This is a genomic window from Falsiroseomonas stagni DSM 19981, from assembly GCF_900114315.1.
Lineage (GTDB): Bacteria > Pseudomonadota > Alphaproteobacteria > Acetobacterales > Acetobacteraceae > Falsiroseomonas > Falsiroseomonas stagni.
The window spans coordinates 62,513-79,228 of record NZ_FOSQ01000016.1 but is presented as its reverse complement, the minus strand read 5'-3'; the positions used below and the strand labels follow the sequence as shown (position 1 = coordinate 79,228).

Sequence of the window (16,716 nt, the reverse complement as noted above, 5' to 3'; positions counted from 1 at the left end):
CGCCATGATCACCACCGCCCGCGTCGAGACCGCGACGCCGTCCCGCTACCTCGGCCAGCTCTGCAAGCATTTCGCCCACCGCATCCCCGCAAGCCATGACGAGCGGCAGGGCCGGATCGAGTTCCCGGAAGCCCTCTGCGAATTGGAAGCCGAGGAGGGCGCGCTGGTCCTGCGCCTGACCACGGCGGAGGAGGCCGTGATGGCGCGGATGCAGAAGGTGGTGGCCGACCACCTGCTGCGCTTCGCCTTCCGCGATCCGCCGCAGGTGGTCTGGCAGCCGGGTTAGCCGCGCAGCGTCGCCCCGGTCGCCTTGGTGACGGCGGCGACGATCTTCTGGCTCGCGGCCTCGATCTCCGCATCCGTCAGCGTGCGCTCGCGCGGTTGCAGCGTGACCTGGATGGCCAGGCTGATCTTGCCCTCCGCCACCTTGTCGCCGGCGTAGCGGTCGAACAGCACGGCATCCGTCACCAGCGCCTTGTCCGCGTTGCGGGCGGCGCGCAGCACGGCGTCGGCGGAGACGCCTGCTTCCGCCAGGAAGGCGAAGTCGCGCCGCAGCGGCTGGAAGGCCGGCAGGTCCGGCATGGCCTTCTTGCGGCGCTTGGGGTCCGGGATGGCGTCCAGGAAGACCTCGAAGGCCACGGCGGGGCCGGCCAGGTTGATCTCCCGCCGCAGCTTCGGATGCAGTTCCCCGAAGGTCGCCAGCACCACCTTCGGGCCCTGCCGCACCACGCCGGAGCGGCCGGGGTGGTAGAAGCCCGGCGCATCGGTGGTGACGGAGACGGCGGCCATCGGCACGCCGAGCGCCGCCAGCACCGCCAGCGCATCGCCCTTCGCATCCATCGCATCGACGGGACGCGCGGGCGCGGCCCAGTTCGGCGCCGTCATGCCGGTGCGGACACCGGCGGCCACGGCCAGCTGGCTGGAACCGCTGGCGGGGTCGCGATAGGCGCCGCCGATCTCGCCAAGGCCGACATCCGCGAAGCCGCGCGCGGCATTGCGCGCGGCGGCGAAGGCGAGGGAGGCGACCGGCGTCGGGCGCATCTGGTCGAGGTCGCTGGCGATGGGGTTTTCCAGGCGCAGGTTGTCCGGCGTCTCCCCGAACAGCGCCGCCTGGTCCTTCGCCAGGAAGCCGTAGGTCACGCAATCCAGCAATCCACGCGCGGCCATCACGCGCCGGGCCAGCGCCGCGCGGGACTGCTTCGCGGAGAGCGCCGGGCGCGGGACGGGGGAGGCGACGGGCAGCGACACCGCCGGCACGGCATCGAGGCCGCCGAGGCGCAGCACTTCCTCGACCAGGTCGCATTCCGGCTCGATCGCCGCGCAGCCCTCGGCCGCGGCCTGGGCGCGCGCCGCCGGCAGGGACGGGTCCTGCGCCAGCGCGCCATGGCCGGCGATGTCGTTCCGCCAGGGCGGCACGGCGACGGTGACGGAAGCCTCGTCCCGCTTGACGGGGCAGAAGCCGAGGCGCGTCAGGCGTTCCACCGCGAGGTCGGGCGCGATGTCGAGGCCGCCCAGTTCCTCCACGCGGGCGAAGCGCAGCGTGGCTTCGCGCTGCCAGGCGGGCTCCGTGCCGGCGGCGGCCACGTCGGAAGCCTCGCCCCCGCAGAGGTCGATGATCATCCGCGTCGCGGCATCCAGCGCCTTGGGCAGCAGCGAGGGATTGATGCCGCGTTCGAAGCGGGATCGCGCATCGGTGCGGATGTCATGCCGCCTTCCGGACAGCGCGATCCTCACCGGGTCGAAGAGGGCGCACTCGAGAAAACACTCGGTGGTGTTCTCGTCGCAGCCGGAATGCTCGCCACCGATGACGCCACCGAGTGCCTCGACGCGCGCATCATCGGCGATGACGCCATCCTCGCTGGTCAGCGTGTAGGTCTTGCCGTTCAGCGCCAGCAATTCCTCGCCGTCCTTCGCCATGCGCATGGCGAGGGTGGTGCCCATGACCTTGCTGGTGTCGAAGACATGCAGCGGGCGGCCGACGGCGAAGGTGAAGAAGTTCGTGACGTCGACCAGCGCGTTGATCGGGCGCAGCCCGATCGCCACCAGCCGGTCCTGCAGCCATTGCGGGCTGGGGCCGTTTTTCACGCCGCGCACGGCGCGGCCGAGCACCCAGTTGCAGGCGCGCGGATCCTCGATGGTCCAGGATAGCGGCGACGGATAGGCAGCGGCCACGGGCTCCACCGCCCAGGGCTTCAGCGTGCCGAGTCCCGCCGCCGCGAGGTCCCGCGCGATGCCGCGGACGGAGAGCGCATCGCCGCGGTTCGGCGTGACCTTGATCTCGATGATCGGATCGTCGAGGCCGGCGTAATCCACGTAGCGCGCGCCGACGGGCGCATCCCCGGGCAGGTCCACGATGCCGGAATGGTCGTCCCCGAGGCCCATCTCCCGCGACGACAGCATCATCGCTTCCGACTTCACGCCGCGGATCTCGCCGACCTTCAGCGTGATCCCGGTGCCGGGGATGAAGCTGCCGGGCAGGGCGGCGACGCCGACCATGCCGGTGCGGGCGTTGGGCGCGCCGCAGACGACGGAATATTCGCGCCCATCGCCGAGATCGACGCGCAGCGCGCGCAAGCGATCGGCGTTGGGGTGCTGCGTCGCCTCGATCACGCGGGCGATACGGAAGGAGGCGAGGGCGGCGGCGCGATCCTCGATTCCTTCCACCTCGATCCCGATGGCGGAGAGGGTGGTGCTGATCTGGTCGAGCGTGGCCTCGGTCTCGAGGTGCTCACGCAGCCAGGACATGGTGAACTTCATGGGGTCAGATCCCCTCGTGCAGGGAAGCGGGGGAGAGCGGATCGGCGGCGTAGTGCTTCAGCCAGCGGAGGTCGCTTTCGTAGAAGGGGCGCAAATCGGGCATCCCGTGCTTCAGCATGGTGATGCGCTCGATCCCCATGCCGAAGGCGAAGCCCTGCCATTCGCGTGGGTCGAGCCCGCAATTGGCCAGCACCTTCGGGTGGACCATGCCGCTGCCTAGAATCTCCAGCCAGTCGCCGCCGCCACCCAATTCGCCGGTCTTCCGGTTCCAGCCGATGTCCACTTCCATGGAGGGCTCGGTGAAGGGGAAGTAGGAGGAGCGGAAGCGCACGGGGAGGTCGCTGATTCCGAAGAAGCTGCGCAGGAAGTCGATGAGGCAGCCCTTGAGGTGGCCGAGCGTGATGCCGCGGTCGATCACCAGCCCCTCCACCTGGTGGAACATGGGGGAGTGCGTCGCGTCATGGTCGGCGCGGTAGGTGCGGCCGGGGGCGATGATGCGGATCGGCGGCGCCTCGCCCAGCATGGTGCGGATCTGGAGCGGAGAGGTCTGGGTGCGCAGCACGCGGCGATGGCCGTTGGCGTCGGTGCCCGGCATGTAGAAGGTGTCGTGGTCCTGGCGCGCGGGGTGGTGGTCCGGGATGTTGAGCGCGCCGAAATTGTGCCAGTCGCTCTCGATATCCGGGCCTTCGACGACGCGAAAACCCATGGCGCCGAAGATCGCGGTCAGTTCCTCGATCGTGCGGCTGATCGGATGGATGCCGCCCTCGGCCGCCGTCGCCGGCGCGAAGGGGCGCGGCGGCAGCGTCACGTCGATGCGTTCCGCCTTCAGGCGGGCGTCGAGCGCCGCTTCCTCAAGGCTCGCGCGGCGGGATTCGAGCAGCGCCTCGATCTCGTTCTTCAGGCGGTTCAGCGCGGCGCCGCGGTCCTTCCGCTGGTCTGCCGGCACCTGGCCCAGGCCCTTGAGCAGGCCGGAGAGGCTGCCCGATTTGCCAAGCACCGCGACGCGCACGGCATCAAGCGCGCGAAGGTCGGCGGCGCCGGCCAGCGCGGCCTCGGTCTCGGCCCGCAGCGTGGAAAGGTCGTCGCTCATCACCCGAGGCTCCGGATAAGAAAAAGGCCGCCCCCTGGCGGGAGCGGCCCTCTTGTCTTCGATAAACCTGTTGCCCGGAAGGGGCTCAGGCCTGCGCGGGGAGGGCGCCCTTCGCCTTTTCGACGATGGCGGCAAAGCCCGCGGCGTCGTCATAGGCGAGGGCGGCCAGCACCTTGCGGTCGATCTCGATATTCGCCGCCTTGATGCCCGCCATGAAGCGGGAATAGGTGATGCCGTGTTCCCGGACCGCGGCGTTGATGCGCTGGATCCAGAGGCCGCGGAACTCGCGCTTCTTGTTGCGGCGGTCGCGGTAGGCGTACTGGAGCGCCTTCTCGACCCGCTCCAGCGCGGGGCGATAGGCGGTGGAGGACCGGCCGACATAGCCCTCCGCCAGCTTCAGGATCTTCTTGTGACGGGCGTGCTTCGTAACGCCCCGCTTCACACGTGCCATGGTGCTGCGCTCCCCTTACCGTGCCGAACCGTAGGGCATCCACTGCTTCACAGTGTCGCCGTCCTGCTTCCGGAGCACGAAGGTGCCGCGATTCTGCAGCTTCATCTTGTTGGTCTTGGCGGTGAGCATGTGGCGCTTGTTGCCCACGCCCGCCTTGACCTTGCCGGTCGCCGTCAGCGTGAATCGCTTCTTCACGCTGGACTTCGTCTTCATCTTGGACATTTCGGACCTCCTGGTCGGGTCGGGCACGTCCCACCTTGCACCCTACGTCCCTTGCGGGGTTCGGGGCCGCACCATGCGGCGGGGACGCGTATCCACGGACAGGCATGTCCAACACAAGGCCTGGCGCGTGGAGGCGGGCTTCTAGCGGCGGATGCGGCGCGGCGCAATCCCCGGTGTATAGGGAGGGGGCAGGACGGTTGCCGGACCGTACGCGTTGAAACGGCGGAGGAGACACCGATGACCGACACCTACATGCAGGAACAGGCCGAGGCGCTGGCCGCGAAGCTCAAGCTGAACGACGGCAAGAACGGCTATGTGGAACCCACCGCCGAGGGCTTCGCCGTCTACACCCGCCGGAAATGGCCGGGCAAGCAGATCACGAGCTGGGACGGGCTGCCGGTGGAGTGGCATGAGAATGTCGGCTCCAACAAGGCCGCGAACCGGTAGCGCGGGGGATGCTGAAGGCTCTGCTGGCGGTGGTGGCCCTGGCGGCGCCGGCCCAGGCGCAGGAATTGCGGCCCTACAACATCTACGCCTCCCTCGACCCGGACGCGCCGGACCAGGCGGTGCTGCGCCGGGTGCAGGGGGCGCTGACCCGTTGCGGCATCAGCAACGAACAGGATTCGTCGATGGCCTATGTCGGGCTGCGGGAGGGTTTCTACCTCGTGGTCTCCGGCCCGCATGCCTCCGCGTCCGTGGCGGCGGCGGAGCTGGCGCGGGCGAAGGGCTGCGGGGTGGAGGGCTATACCCGCCTGGCCCGGCGCCGGCCGGGCGTGATGGAGGATTGAGGCGGCGCCTGTGGCCTTTAAGCCACTAACCCCCTTTAGCCGATTATGCCGATTAGGTGCATTTAGCACCGATTTCGCGGGGTCCCCCCCCTTCGCCACGGCCGCGGATCGGGTGGTGGCGAAGGGGAACGTAGCGCGAACTGGGCCGCCCGCGCCACTGATTTCCGCTCAGGCCGCCTGGGCCAGCACGTCCCGGCGCAGCAGGGCGGTCAGATGGGCGGCGATGGCGCCCATGCCGGTCTGGGCGCCGCTGCGCCCGGCGCGGCGTTCGGCATCCCCGTTGTAGTTGGTGTTGGTGTTCACGTCATAGGCGAAGGTCTGGCCAGCCTTGTCCGTGATGAACTCGATGGCGCCGACGCCGACGCCATTGGCGATCAGGAAGGCCTCCATCCGGTGGATCAGCGGGTGGGTGAAGCCCTCGATGATGCTGAATTTATGCGTCGGCGCGACCGCCGGGCACACCGCGCCTTCGCCGATCGCGCAGACATCGGCGGGGCAGAGCTCGAAGCCCTCGCTCGTGTCCACGCGAACGGCGTAGAGGAAGCGGCCGCCCACGAATTCGGCGCGGGTGATGAAGGGCTCGGGGGCCTCGATGTAGCGCTGGACCAGCCAGATGCCGTCGCGGGGATGGGCTTCCGGGTCGCCGGTGATGTCCAGCAGGGCCAGCGCCTCCCGCAGCCCGGCCTCGCTATGCACCAGGCGGACGCCCAGCCCCTTGCCGGCGCGGTTGTGCTTCAGGATGACGGGGAAGCCGAGCTTGGCCGCGGCGTCCGGGATGTTCTGGCGCCCGACCACGGCGATGGTCGCCGGCGTCGGGATGCCGTGGATCGCCAGCGCCTGGTATTGCGCGACCTTGCTGAGTTCGAGCTGCAGCGCGCGGCGGCCATTCACCAGCGGGCGGTTGTGGCGTTCCAGCACCTCGATCACCGCGCCGGCATATTCGGGGGCGTAGAGGTGGCCGCGGGTGTGGGAGGACGCGCTCATCCGGTTGTAGAAGACGCCGGCCGGCGGCGGGCGCGTGAGGTCCACGATGCCGGTGTCGAGGAACCATTCCTCATAGGGCGTGCCGAGCGCGTCGAAGGCCGCGCGCAGCGGCTCCACCCAGGCGTCGTTCTCGTGGATGACATGGACCTTGGTCACGGGCGAAGACTTTCCCTGGAGAGGCGGTGTTTCGGCCCCAGAGAAGATGATTCTTCTCCCATTCGGCAATAGCTGGCCCAAAGAAAGAATTTCCTTCCCAAGTTCAGGGGTCCGATGGGGAAAGCCTTGCTCCGCAGCAGCGGGGCGCGAGAACGCCTCACTCCGCCGCGGGCCGGCTTGCCGGCTCCGCCGGGGGCGGGCTGGCCGGCATGTCGCGCAGGAAGCGGTAGCGGCCATGGCCCTTGATCGCCGCCAGGTCGTGCGGCGCCAGCGGCGGCACGGCGAGTGGCATGACGGAGGCCTCCGCCCCCGCGAAATCCACCACCACCGCGCCGACGGCCGGGCGCCCGCCATGGTCCCCGCTGCCGAGGAAGGCGAGTGCCGGCAGCCAGAGGTGGCGGATGCCGCCCACGACCCGGTCGCGTTCCGCATGCAGATGCCCGCTGATGACCAGGCCCACGCGGTGGCGTCGCAGCAGCGCCAGCAGCGCGGCGCGCGGCCCGGGCGTCATGCAGGAAGCGGTCTCGGCCGTCTCGCCCTCATCCTCGATGAACAGCGGCTTGTGCAGCACCAGCGCGATGCGGCGGTGGGAGGAGGCGATGAGGCGACCTTCCAGCCAGTCCCACTGCTCCCGCTCCCGCTCCAGCCCCGATCCGAAGAGCTGGGCGTTGACGCCGATCAGCCGCCAGGCGCCGGCATCCAGGGCGAAGCGGTCCGTGCCGAAGCGCGCATCCCAGCGGTCCAGCCGTGCCTCATCCACCAACTGCGCCAGATCCTGCCCGGGCGGTTCGTCGCCGACATCGTGGTTGCCGGGCAGCGCGAGGACGGGGGTGCGGAGCTTGCCGAGCGCGGCCCGCGCGAAATCCATCTCCGCATCGCTGTCCGGGCCGTTGATGCAGAGGTCGCCATTGACGACCACGGCCTCCGCCCCCGCCTGGTCGGCGGCATCGCGGGCCAGGCGGAAATTCTCCCAGAAGAAGCCATGGGTGGGGGAGAGGTGGAGGTCGGAGAGGAAGACGATCTTGCTCATGGCAATCCTCAGAGTCTGTGAAAGAATCGAGCTTGAGCATTAATGCCCGTTGAAATCATTGGGATTTTTCCTCGGATTCCGGCGCTTTCGGGCATTAATTCACAAGCTCTCAGGCGAAGGAGAGGGCGGTGGCGCGGAAATCCATGAAGTAGAGCGGCGGGTGGCTCCACCTTATGGATCGCCGCTTCGCGAGGTATTCGCGGACGGGATAGAGGATCAGCGCCGGGGCCTCGGCCTCGAACTCATCCATCAAGGCGAGGAAGAGGCGCCGGCGCTCCGCGGGATCGGTCGCGACGCGCAGCGCATCGACGATCTCGTTGAACCGCACGGGCTGCCAGAAGCCGCCCTGTTGCAGCGAGTATTCGCGGGACAGATGCACGGCGAGCCCGCCGCCCAGTGGATCGGGGAAGCGGAAGGCGATGGAGGTAGGGCGGATATCGGCGCCGGGCTGGGTGATGAGGGAGAGGTTCTCCCGGGTTTCCAGCTTGGTGTTCACGCCGACGGCCAGCCACATCTGCTGGATGACCTGCACGGCCTGGAGCATCTGGAGGTAGTAGCCCGGCGCGATGCGGATGGTCAGTTCCTCCCCGCGATAGCCCGCTTCCCGCAGCAGGCGGCGGGCGCGGTCCGGGTCGAAGGCGAGGCCGCGGCGGTTGGCGTCGTAGAGGTCCCCGAAGGCCGGGATCTGGAGGGCGCGCATCGGCTTGAAGCCCGGGCCCCAGAGGCTGCGGCCGAGGCTGTCGGTATCCACCGCATGGTTCAGCGCGCGCCGCACCCGCGCATCCCGCAGGAAGGGCCGGCGGGTGTCGTAGTAGAGGATATGCGCGAAATCGAGCGCGACATCGACACCCTCGATCGTCGGGTTGCGGTCGAGGCCCTCGATCTGCTCGGGCAGGAGGTTGGTGACCAGATCGTAGTCCCCGGCGCGGAGGCCCGCGAGGCGGGAGGAGGCTTCGGGCACCACGTTGAAGACCACCTGGCGGGCGGGCGGGCGGCCGCCCCAGTATTCATCATGGGAGTCGAGCACCACGCGCTGGTCGCGCTGGAAGCTGGCGACGCGATAGGGGCCGGTGCCGATGGGGCGCGCGCGCAGCCCCTGCAAACCCGACTCGGCATAGGCCGCCGCGCTGTGGATCCAGCCGCCATAGGCCGCGAGGCGCTGGGGCATGACGGCATCGGGCGTCCTGGTGCGGAACACCACGCGGTGCGGGCCATCGGCATCGACGCCGGCGAGGTGGCCGAAATTCACGCGGCCCTCGAAGGTCTGGACCTGCGGGCCCCACATCCGCTCCGCCGAGAAGGTGGAGAGGACGTCGGCGCTGGTCATCAGCCCGCCATCATGCAGCCGCGCATCGGGGCGGAGCGTCGCGACCCAGGTCAGCGGATCGCGCTGGTCGAGGGCGGTGGCGAGGAAGGGCGCCAGGCGCTGGCCGCCATCCCGCGCTTCCGCCGCGAAGTCCCGGCGCCAGAGCGTGTCGAAGACATTGCCGGTGACGCGCAGCCCGACATTGGAGATGGCTTCGAGCGGTTCCAGCGTGGGCGGCAGGGCCTGGACGGCGACGCGCAGCACGGGGCGGGTATCGGGTGACTGCGCCCCGGCGATGCGCGGCAGGAGGGCGGGCAGGGCCAGGGAGGTGGCGAGAATCGCGCGGCGGCTGGGCATGGCGGCCTCCTTCGTCGCGGGCGCTTGTAGGGGGCGCGGGCGACAGGAGGATGACGGGACGCAGTCCGCGCCATGACGGCCCGCGCCGCGGGTTCCAACGGGGGGTGGCGCGCTCTATATGCGGGGCGTGATGATCCCCTTCCGCAAGATGCATGGCCTCGGCAACGACTTCGTCGTGCTGGATGGGCGCGAGACCAAGCTCGGGCTGACGCCGCGCCATGCCGCGGGGATCGCGGACCGGCATTTCGGCATCGGCTGCGACCAGTTCATCGTCATGGAGCAACCACCGCCGGGTGCAGACGTCTTCATGCGCATCCGCAACCCCGATGGGTCGGAGGCCGGCGCCTGCGGCAATGCGACGCGCTGCATCGCCTCCCTCGTCGCGGACCAGCTCGGCAAGGACCGGGTGGTGGTGCGGACCATCGCCGGGGAACTGCCGGTGGAGCGCCTGCCGGGCGGGCTTTGGCGGGCGGATATGGGGCCCGCGCGTCTCGGCTGGCAGGACGTGCCGCTGGCAGACGAGGTCGATACGCTGCATGTGCCGCTCGCCCTCGGGCCCGTCGCCGACCCCGCGGTGTGTTCCATGGGGAACCCGCACGCGACCTTCTTCGTCGATGACCTCGACGCCCTTCCGGTGGCGGAGATCGGGCCCCGGCTCGAAACCCACCCGATCTTCCCCGACCGCGCCAATATCGGCTTCGCGCAGGTGATGTCGCCCGACCATATCCGGCTGGTGATGTGGGAACGCGGCGCGGGCATGACGCTGGCCTGCGGGTCCGGCGCCTGCGCCACCATCGTGAACGCGCATCGCCGCGGCCTGACCGGGCGCCGCGCCACCATCACCATGCCGGGCGGCGACCTGGTGATGGAATGGCGGGAGGGCGACGGCCATGTGCTGATGACCGGCCCCGTCGCCACCAGCTTCTCCGGGGTGCTGGACCTGGCGGCCTATGCCGGATGAGCCAGCCTGAGGTCCTGACCTTCGGCTGCCGGCTCAACGCCTTCGAATCCGCCGCCATGCGAGGGCTGGCGGCGGAGGGCGGCGCGGGCGAGGGGACGGTGCTGGTGAACACCTGCGCCGTGACGGCGGAGGCCGAGGCGCAGGCGCGCCAGGCCATCCGCCGCGTGGCCCGCGAACGGCCCGGCGTTCGCATCATCGTCACGGGCTGCGCGGCGCAGATCGCGCCCGCTGCCTGGGCCGCCCTGCCGGGGGTGGAGCGCGTGATCGGCAATGCGGAGAAGCTGAAGCCCGCGACCTGGGCGGCGCTGTCGGCCCCGCCCGCGCCGGTGTCCGACATCATGCTGGCCGACGCCGTTGCGCCGCCGCTGGTCACGGAATTCAGCGGGCGGGCGCGCGCCATGCTCCAGGTGCAGCAGGGCTGCGACCATCGCTGCACCTTCTGCGTCATCCCCCAGGGGCGCGGGCCGTCACGATCCGTGCCGCTCGGCGCGCTGGTGGAGCAGGCGCGGGCAATGGTGGCGGCGGGGTACCGGGAGGTGGTGCTGACCGGCGTCGATATCGCGAGCTACGGGCCGGACCTGCCCGGCCGGCCGACCCTCGGCCAGGCGGTGCGGCGGCTGCTGGCGCTGGTGCCGGAATTGCCGCGGCTGCGGCTTTCCTCGATCGACCCGGCCGGGATGGACGACGACCTCTGGCGGCTGCTGGCGGAGGAACCGCGGCTGATGCCGCATCTGCACCTGTCGCTCCAGCACGGGGATGACCTGATCCTGAAGCGCATGAAGCGCCGGCACAGCCGGGCGGGGGCGCTGGCGCTGGCGCGGCGGGCGCGGGACCTGCGGCCGGGCATCGCGCTGGGCGCCGACCTGATCGCCGGCTTCCCGACCGAGACCGAGGCGCATTTCGCGGCGATGATGGCGCTGGTGGAGGAGGCCGACCTCTCCTTCCTGCATGTCTTCCCCTATTCCGAACGCCCCGGCACCCCGGCCGCGCGCATGCCGCAACTGCCCGTGCCCGTTCGGCGCGAGCGCGCGGCACGGCTGCGGGCGGCGGGCCAGGCGGCGGCGCGGCGCTTCCATGCCGGGCGGCTGGGGGCGGAGGAGCGCGTGCTGTTCGAGGCCTCCGGCCGGGGGCATAGCGAGCATTTCGCGCCGGTGCGGCTGGCGGAGGGACGCGGCCAGGCCGGCGAACTGCGCCGGCTGCGCGTCGTTGGCGTGGACGACCAGGGCCTGATCGCGGAGGCGGCGTAGCATCCATGGCACTCAAGGGGCTCTGGGACCGCATCCGCGGCAAGGAACCGGCACAAGCGCCGGAACAGCCGGGGCATCCCGCGGAAGCCTATCCGCCGGGCAGCGCCGCGCCGGCCCCGCCATCGGTGGTGCCGGTGCCGCCCGCGCCGCCCGCCGCCGGCACCGCCCCGGATTTCGAGGCGCGGCTGCCCGAGCCCGCCGGGCCGATACCGGAGGAGCCCGCGACCGCGCCGCTGCCGCCGCCGGAGGATGCCGCGGCGCTGCGGGAGGCGCTGGCGAGCAGCGAGCCGGAACCCCGGCCCGAGGAAGCCGCGAAGGGCGGCTGGTTCGCGCGCCTCAAGGCCGGGCTGTCACGCTCCACCGCGCGGCTGACCGACGCCATCACCACCGTCTTCCGCAAGCGCCGCCTGGATGAGGAGGCGCTGGAGGAGCTGGAGGAGACGCTGATCGGCGCCGACCTCGGCGTCGCGGCATCCCGCCGCATCGTGGAGGGCTTCCGCAAGACGCGCTTCGGGCGGGAAGTGACGGATGAGGAGGTGAAGGCCGCGCTGGCGGAGGCGATCGCGGAGATCCTGGCCCCCGTCGCGCAGCCACTGGTGATCGAACGGTCCCACGCGCCGCATGTCGTGCTGATGGTGGGGGTGAACGGCACGGGCAAGACGACCACCATCGCCAAGCTCGGCCAGCAATACCGGGAGCAGGGGCTGAAGGTGATGTTCGCGGCCGGGGACACCTTCCGGGCTGCGGCGGTGGAGCAGCTGCAGATCTGGGGGGAGCGTACGGGCTGCGCCGTGGTGGTGCCCGCGAAGCAGGGCGCCGATGCGGCGGGGCTGGCGCATGACGCGCTGGCGCGCGCGAAGGCCGAGGGCGTGGACGTGCTTCTGGTGGATACCGCCGGGCGACTCCACAACAAATCCGCCCTGATGGAGGAACTGCGGAAGATCATCCGCGTGATGCGGAAGCTGGAACCCGCCGCGCCCCATTCCGTCCTGCTGACCCTGGACGCCACCACGGGCCAGAACGCCATCCAGCAGGTGCGCATCTTCAAGGAGATGGTGGAGGTCTCGGGCCTGGCCGTCACCAAGCTGGATGGCAGCGCCAAGGGCGGCGTGGTGGTGGCGCTGGCGCAGGAGATCGGCCTGCCGGTGCATATGGTGGGGGTGGGGGAGAAGGCGGGCGATCTGCGGCCCTTCACGGCGCGGGATTTCGCGCGGGGGCTGGTCGGGCTCGGCTAGCGCCCTGCGCCGTCGAGCGCGGCAGGCATCACGATCCCGTGAATAGTATGACATCGCGTCTATGCAACTAATCGTGATGGCCTGAGTCCGTATCGTAACTTGTCGATAGTCCCGTGGCGCGCGAAGCAGGGGGAGATATTCGCGTCAGGCGAGAGTTCAATCGCCAGGGGAGTGCCATCTCATGCTCCGACTCCTGTCGTTGTGCGGGGTTCGCCTCGCGCTGCTGTCCGGGTTCATCGCCCTGGTCCTGCCGGTTGCCGGGGCAAGGGCGCAGACCGGCAACCCGCTGCATGACCAGCTTGCGGGGATGGAGGAGACGGCGCGGCGGGCGGAGGTGTTCCGCTTCATCACCGGCAGCGCGGCCGGATGCCAGGCCATCAGCGCCATCGCCTTCTCCGGCTTCGATGCAGCCCGCACCGCCTATTGGGACAGCCGCTGCCGGGAAGGGGCGATGTACCGCATGGCCCTGCCGGCGCAGCGCAATGCGCGCCCCCGGCTGGCCGTGTGCGGCGCCACCACGGGCGGGATCGAGTCCGGCCCCTGCTTCCAGGCGATCGGCACGGCGCAGGCCGCGGTGGCGTCGGGCGATGGGCGGGGCGTCTCCACCGGGCCATCCGCCGCGCCACCGCCGGGCAGCCGCTTCGGCGCCATCTATGCGACCGACGCGCCGATGGCCGCCTGGGGCTTCGGCAATGGCGGCGCGGATCGCCTGGCGGTGAACACCCAGGCCGTGCGGTCCTGCCAGACCATGGCCGGCCGGGTGCCCTGCAAATTCGTGGAGGAGATCGTCAATCGCTGCGGCGCGCTGGTGCAGGCGGTATCGCGCCACCCCAACGCCGTGGCGATGACCGGCGACCTCAGCACCATGGTGCTGAACCGCAACCTGACCGCGACGGCGGAAACGGCGCAGGCGGCGGAAGCGGCGGCGCTCGATTCCTGCCGGCGCCTGCCGGGCGGGTCCACCTGCCGCGTCGTCGCCACCGGCTGCTGAGGACCCTGCCATGATCCGCCCTGTCCTTGCCGCCCTGCTGCTGGCCCTGTCTGCCACCGCACAAACCGCGGCGGCACAGCCCGTGAGCCCGACGCTGACCGAGATCCGGGCGCGCGGCGAGGTGCGCTGCATCGTCAATGGCAGCCTGCCCGGCTTCTCCGCCGCCGATGCGGGGGGCGCGATGCGCGGCCTCGATGCCGATTTCTGCCGGGCCGTCGCGGCGGCGGCGCTGGGCGATGCGGGGAAGGTGCGCTTCGCGACCGTCACCACGGTGGCCGAGGCGCTGGGGACGCTGGAGGCCGGTGGCGCGGACCTCGTCGCCCGCAACGCCACCCGGCTCTATTCGCGGGAAGCGGGGCGCGGCGTCGCCTCGGCCGGGACGCTCTATTTCGACGGGCTCGGCTTCCTGGTGCCGGCGGCGTCGGCGGTCACCCTGCCGGGAGACCTCGCGGGACGGCGCCTCTGCATCAGCGCCGCCGGCGGCGCGGCGACGCGGGAGGCGCTGGAAGCGGCGCTGGGCACCGGGCTCGCCATCACGGAATCGGCGGATGGCACGGCCATGGTGCGGGCGCTGGAGGCCGGGGAATGCGACGCGGCTGCGTCCGATGCCTCCCAGCTCATGGTCCGGCGGATCAGCGACCTCGCGAACCCCGCGGGGTTCCGGGTGCTGACCACGGTCGTGACGCGGGAGCCGCTCGGCCCCTTCGTCCGCGCCGGCGATCCGGCCTGGCGCGCGATCGTCTTCTGGACGCTGCAGGCGATGCTGGAGGCGGAGGAGCTGGAGGCGGCGAGCAGCAACCTGGTGGCGGTGATGCAGCGCAACGAACCTGCGCTGTGGCGGCTGCTGGGGGTGGAGCCGGGGATCGGCGCCGCGCTGGGCCTGGCGGAGGATTGGGCGCTGCAGGTGATCGCGCAGGTCGGCAACTATGCCGAGGTGTTCGACCGCAGCCTGGGCGCCGGCAGCCCCTTCGGCCTGGACCGCGGGTTGAACGACAATTGGAACCGCGGCGGGCTGCACTACCCGATGCCGTTGCGCTGACGCGGAGGACGACGCCATGCGCAAGCTGATCGCGACCCTGATGATGGGCCTCCCGCTCGCCGCCGCGGCGCAGCCCTCCACCCTCGATGCCGTGCGCGCGCGGGGGGAGGTGCTCTGCGCCGTCCATACCGGCCTGCCCGGCTTCGCCGTGGCGGGGGCGGATGGCCGGATGGCGGGGATCGATGCCGATACCTGCCGTGCCGTGGCGGCGGCGGCGCTGGGGGATGCGGGCAAGGTCCGCTTCGTGCCCGGCAGCATGGCGGACAGCCTGGCCGCCACCGCCGCCGGGCGCGTGGACCTGGTGGCCCGCGCCGCCACCCAGACGATGATGCGCGACACCGCGATGGGCCTGGCGGCGGCCGGCGTCACGGTGTTCGACGGCCAGGGCTTCGTGGTGCGGCGCGCGTCGGGGATCGAGGACCTGGCCGGCCTGGCCGGCCGGACCGTCTGCGTGACCGCGGGTTCCACCAATGAACAGTCGCTGGCCGATGCGGCGAAGCGGGCGGGCATCGCCATCACGCCGCTCGCCCTGCCGACGCTGGCCGAATTGCTGGCGGCCTTTGGGGAGGGGCGCTGCGCGGCGCTGAGCGCGGACATGGTGCCGCTGGCCGGGCTGGTGGCGACGCGCTTCGGCACGGCGGAGCATGTGATGCTGCCCGATGTCATCAGCCGGGAGCCGCTCGGCCCCTTCGTGCGGGATGGCGACCGGCAGTGGGAGCAGATCGCCTTCTGGACGGTGAACGCGCTGATCGAGGCGGAGGCGATGGGCATCACCTCCGCCAATGCCGCCACGCTGCGCGACAGCGGGCCGCCGCGCATCCGGCGGCTGCTGGGCGGCCTGCCGGGGCTGGGCGCGCCGCTCGGCCTGCCGGATGACTGGATGTTCCGCGTGGTCACGCAGGTCGGCAATTATGCCGAGATGTATGAGCGCAACCTCGGCGGCGGATCGCCGATCGGGCTCGTCCGGGGGCTCAACCAGCTCTATGACCGCGGCGGCCTGCTGTATCCGGTGCCGATGCGCTGATCAGTCCAGCGGGATGCGCAGCCGCGCGCCCGGGGCGATTTCGTTGAACAGGCGCTCGCTGCGGTCGGGCGCGTGTTCGCGGCCGAAGGTGAAGCCGCGGTGTCGCCATTGGGGCTCGATGATCGCGGGTTCCAGGGTCGGGCGCGGCGGGCGGGCGAAGCGGTCGGGCGGGGCCTCGATCGCCCGGTTCGGCACCGGGGCGGCATCCCAGCCGGCATAGGGGGTCAGCACGGGCGGTGCGGGCGGCGGCGGCGCGGGCAGGGGCTGCGCCGGCCGCGCGACGCGGGGGCGTTCGGGGCGCGCGACCTGGGGCTTGGGTGCCTGCGGGCGGCTGACGGTCGGCTGGGGCGTGACGGGGCGCGTCACCGTCGCGCGGGGCAGGATGATGGTATCGGTCGTGGTGGCGGGCGTGCCCTGGGCGGCGGCGGGCAGGCTCAGCAGCGCGGCCAGCAGGATGGGAAGGGGTGGCCTCATGATCCCTCCGCCAGGCCGCCGGTGCCGCGGCTGTCTTCCACCGGGTTGGTGCGGGGGGCGCCGAGCGGGCCGTCCCCCACCTCCCGCCACGCCTTCAGGACCCAGTGGACGGAGGGGAAGGCGAGGTCGCCCCAGGGGATCTCATTCCAGTCGAAGAGCCGGACTTCCAGGCTTTCGACGCCCGGCGCGAAGCCCGGGGAGGCGAGGCGGGCGCGGAACAGGACCTGCACCTGGCCGATGCGGGCGATGGAATAGACCGCCAGGATGCCGTCCAGCGCGAGGTCGGCGCAGGCTTCCTCCCGCGCCTCCCGCATCGCGGCTTCCTCCACCGTCTCGTCCAGCTCCATGTAGCCGGCGGGGATGGTCCAGAAGCCGCGGCGGGGTTCGATGGCGCGGCGGCAGAGCATCACCTTGCCATCGACGACGACGACGGAGCCGGTGACGATCTTCGGATTTTCGTAGGCGATGTAGCCGCAATCCGCGCAGGTCAGGCGTTCGCGGTCCTCCCCTTCCGGGGTCCGACGGACGAAGCGGGTGGCGGTGCTGGACATGGCCGAAGGGTGGCCCCGCGGCGCGCCGGGGGCAAGCTGTTCGGCGACTCGGA

18 protein-coding genes are annotated in these 16,716 nt (G+C 71.3%); 9 read left to right on the top strand and 9 right to left on the bottom strand.

Annotated elements, in window-relative coordinates; genetic code table 11:
- Nucleotides 1–4: 4 nt before the first annotated feature.
- The gene (locus BM041_RS26345; protein WP_092962900.1) at nt 5–286 is read left to right on the top strand and encodes a DUF2218 domain-containing protein; all 282 of its coding nucleotides are present in this window, start codon (nt 5–7) and stop codon (nt 284–286) included.
- Here the strand turns inward: BM041_RS26345 and pheT are convergent.
- The 4 genes from pheT to rpmI all read right to left on the bottom strand — a co-directional run bounded on the left by pheT (nt 283) and on the right by rpmI (nt 4,520).
- Entirely contained in the window at nt 283–2,757 is a 2,475-nt protein-coding gene (gene pheT, locus BM041_RS26340) for a phenylalanine--tRNA ligase subunit beta (RefSeq protein ID WP_092962899.1), read from the bottom strand. The genes BM041_RS26345 and pheT overlap by 4 nt on opposite strands.
- Nucleotides 2,758–2,761: 4 nt before the next feature.
- The gene (gene pheS / locus BM041_RS26335; protein ID WP_092962898.1) at nt 2,762–3,847 is read right to left on the bottom strand and encodes a phenylalanine--tRNA ligase subunit alpha; all 1,086 of its coding nucleotides are present in this window, start codon (nt 3,845–3,847) and stop codon (nt 2,762–2,764) included.
- A gap of 85 nt (nt 3,848–3,932) precedes the next feature.
- Nucleotides 3,933–4,298, bottom strand: a complete 366-nt coding sequence (gene rplT, locus BM041_RS26330; protein WP_092962897.1) for a 50S ribosomal protein L20 — start codon at nt 4,296–4,298, stop codon at nt 3,933–3,935.
- Between the two features lie 15 nt (nt 4,299–4,313).
- Nucleotides 4,314–4,520: a 50S ribosomal protein L35 gene (gene rpmI, locus BM041_RS26325; protein ID WP_092962896.1), complete on the bottom strand. Its 207-nt coding sequence runs from the start codon at nt 4,518–4,520 to the stop codon at nt 4,314–4,316.
- A 237-nt stretch (nt 4,521–4,757) separates the two neighbouring features.
- Between rpmI and BM041_RS26320 the strand changes: the two genes are divergently transcribed.
- A complete protein-coding gene (locus BM041_RS26320) occupies nt 4,758–4,967 on the top strand; it encodes a hypothetical protein (protein ID WP_092962895.1) in 210 nt (69 codons plus the stop codon).
- 8 nt (nt 4,968–4,975) lie between these two features.
- Nucleotides 4,976–5,308 carry a hypothetical protein gene (locus tag BM041_RS26315; RefSeq protein ID WP_092962894.1) on the top strand — a complete coding sequence of 111 codons (333 nt, stop codon included), beginning with the start codon at nt 4,976–4,978 and terminating at the stop codon, nt 5,306–5,308.
- Nucleotides 5,309–5,476: 168 nt separating this feature from the next.
- Here BM041_RS26315 and BM041_RS26310 read toward each other — a convergent pair whose 3' ends face one another.
- The 3 genes from BM041_RS26310 to BM041_RS26300 form a co-directional block, all read right to left on the bottom strand.
- A complete protein-coding gene (locus BM041_RS26310) occupies nt 5,477–6,448 on the bottom strand; it encodes an ATP-grasp domain-containing protein (RefSeq protein ID WP_092962893.1) in 972 nt (323 codons plus the stop codon).
- 157 nt (nt 6,449–6,605) lie between these two features.
- Nucleotides 6,606–7,478, bottom strand: coding sequence for a metallophosphoesterase family protein (locus tag BM041_RS26305; RefSeq protein ID WP_092962892.1), 873 nt, complete (start codon nt 7,476–7,478; stop codon nt 6,606–6,608).
- Nucleotides 7,479–7,587: 109 nt separating this feature from the next.
- Nucleotides 7,588–9,141: an ABC transporter substrate-binding protein gene (locus BM041_RS26300; protein ID WP_092962891.1), complete on the bottom strand. Its 1,554-nt coding sequence runs from the start codon at nt 9,139–9,141 to the stop codon at nt 7,588–7,590.
- Between the two features lie 130 nt (nt 9,142–9,271).
- Between BM041_RS26300 and dapF the strand changes: the two genes are divergently transcribed.
- The 6 genes from dapF to BM041_RS26270 all read left to right on the top strand — a co-directional run bounded on the left by dapF (nt 9,272) and on the right by BM041_RS26270 (nt 15,638).
- Nucleotides 9,272–10,102, top strand: coding sequence for a diaminopimelate epimerase (dapF, locus tag BM041_RS26295; protein WP_456303971.1), 831 nt, complete (start codon nt 9,272–9,274; stop codon nt 10,100–10,102).
- On the top strand, nt 10,099–11,349 hold the full coding sequence (gene mtaB, locus BM041_RS26290) for a tRNA (N(6)-L-threonylcarbamoyladenosine(37)-C(2))-methylthiotransferase MtaB (protein WP_092962890.1): 1,251 nt from the start codon (nt 10,099–10,101) through the stop codon (nt 11,347–11,349). Before dapF ends, mtaB begins: the two co-directional genes overlap by 4 nt.
- A gap of 272 nt (nt 11,350–11,621) precedes the next feature.
- On the top strand, nt 11,622–12,584 hold the full coding sequence (gene ftsY / locus BM041_RS26285) for a signal recognition particle-docking protein FtsY (protein ID WP_456303970.1): 963 nt from the start codon (nt 11,622–11,624) through the stop codon (nt 12,582–12,584).
- A 181-nt stretch (nt 12,585–12,765) separates the two neighbouring features.
- Nucleotides 12,766–13,575, top strand: a complete 810-nt coding sequence (locus BM041_RS26280) for a DUF4189 domain-containing protein (RefSeq protein WP_092962888.1) — start codon at nt 12,766–12,768, stop codon at nt 13,573–13,575.
- A 10-nt stretch (nt 13,576–13,585) separates the two neighbouring features.
- Nucleotides 13,586–14,614, top strand: coding sequence for a transporter substrate-binding domain-containing protein (locus tag BM041_RS26275; protein WP_092962887.1), 1,029 nt, complete (start codon nt 13,586–13,588; stop codon nt 14,612–14,614).
- 16 nt (nt 14,615–14,630) lie between these two features.
- Nucleotides 14,631–15,638, top strand: a complete 1,008-nt coding sequence (locus BM041_RS26270; protein WP_092962886.1) for a transporter substrate-binding domain-containing protein — start codon at nt 14,631–14,633, stop codon at nt 15,636–15,638.
- Here the strand turns inward: BM041_RS26270 and BM041_RS26265 are convergent, their stop codons facing one another.
- Together BM041_RS26265 and BM041_RS26260 are read right to left on the bottom strand one after the other, a co-directional pair.
- Complete coding sequence (locus BM041_RS26265; protein WP_092962885.1) at nt 15,639–16,112, bottom strand: hypothetical protein; 474 nt, start codon at nt 16,110–16,112, stop codon at nt 15,639–15,641. It abuts the gene before it with no gap.
- Nucleotides 16,109–16,663 carry an NUDIX hydrolase gene (locus tag BM041_RS26260; protein ID WP_092962884.1) on the bottom strand — a complete coding sequence of 185 codons (555 nt, stop codon included), beginning with the start codon at nt 16,661–16,663 and terminating at the stop codon, nt 16,109–16,111. Before BM041_RS26260 ends, BM041_RS26265 begins: the two co-directional genes overlap by 4 nt.
- Nucleotides 16,664–16,716: the final 53 nt, after the last annotated feature.

What these genes read in the sequence shown, in the direction of transcription:
- BM041_RS26280 (WP_092962888.1), top strand. Translation starts at nt 12,766, where the DNA reads ATGCTCCGACTCCTGTCGTTGTGCGGGGTTCGCCTCGCGCTGCTGTCC.
- BM041_RS26345 (WP_092962900.1), top strand. Translation starts at nt 5, where the DNA reads ATGATCACCACCGCCCGCGTCGAGACCGCGACGCCGTCCCGCTACCTC.
- BM041_RS26300 (WP_092962891.1), bottom strand. Translation starts at nt 9,141, where the DNA reads ATGCCCAGCCGCCGCGCGATTCTCGCCACCTCCCTGGCCCTGCCCGCC.
- rplT (WP_092962897.1), bottom strand. Translation starts at nt 4,298, where the DNA reads ATGGCACGTGTGAAGCGGGGCGTTACGAAGCACGCCCGTCACAAGAAG.
- mtaB (WP_092962890.1), top strand. Translation starts at nt 10,099, where the DNA reads ATGAGCCAGCCTGAGGTCCTGACCTTCGGCTGCCGGCTCAACGCCTTC.
- BM041_RS26320 (WP_092962895.1), top strand. Translation starts at nt 4,758, where the DNA reads ATGACCGACACCTACATGCAGGAACAGGCCGAGGCGCTGGCCGCGAAG.
- pheT (WP_092962899.1), bottom strand. Translation starts at nt 2,757, where the DNA reads ATGAAGTTCACCATGTCCTGGCTGCGTGAGCACCTCGAGACCGAGGCC.
- BM041_RS26265 (WP_092962885.1), bottom strand. Translation starts at nt 16,112, where the DNA reads ATGAGGCCACCCCTTCCCATCCTGCTGGCCGCGCTGCTGAGCCTGCCC.
- dapF (WP_456303971.1), top strand. Translation starts at nt 9,272, where the DNA reads ATGATCCCCTTCCGCAAGATGCATGGCCTCGGCAACGACTTCGTCGTG.
- BM041_RS26275 (WP_092962887.1), top strand. Translation starts at nt 13,586, where the DNA reads ATGATCCGCCCTGTCCTTGCCGCCCTGCTGCTGGCCCTGTCTGCCACC.
- rpmI (WP_092962896.1), bottom strand. Translation starts at nt 4,520, where the DNA reads ATGTCCAAGATGAAGACGAAGTCCAGCGTGAAGAAGCGATTCACGCTG.
- BM041_RS26315 (WP_092962894.1), top strand. Translation starts at nt 4,976, where the DNA reads ATGCTGAAGGCTCTGCTGGCGGTGGTGGCCCTGGCGGCGCCGGCCCAG.
- BM041_RS26305 (WP_092962892.1), bottom strand. Translation starts at nt 7,478, where the DNA reads ATGAGCAAGATCGTCTTCCTCTCCGACCTCCACCTCTCCCCCACCCAT.
- pheS (WP_092962898.1), bottom strand. Translation starts at nt 3,847, where the DNA reads ATGAGCGACGACCTTTCCACGCTGCGGGCCGAGACCGAGGCCGCGCTG.
- BM041_RS26270 (WP_092962886.1), top strand. Translation starts at nt 14,631, where the DNA reads ATGCGCAAGCTGATCGCGACCCTGATGATGGGCCTCCCGCTCGCCGCC.
- BM041_RS26260 (WP_092962884.1), bottom strand. Translation starts at nt 16,663, where the DNA reads ATGTCCAGCACCGCCACCCGCTTCGTCCGTCGGACCCCGGAAGGGGAG.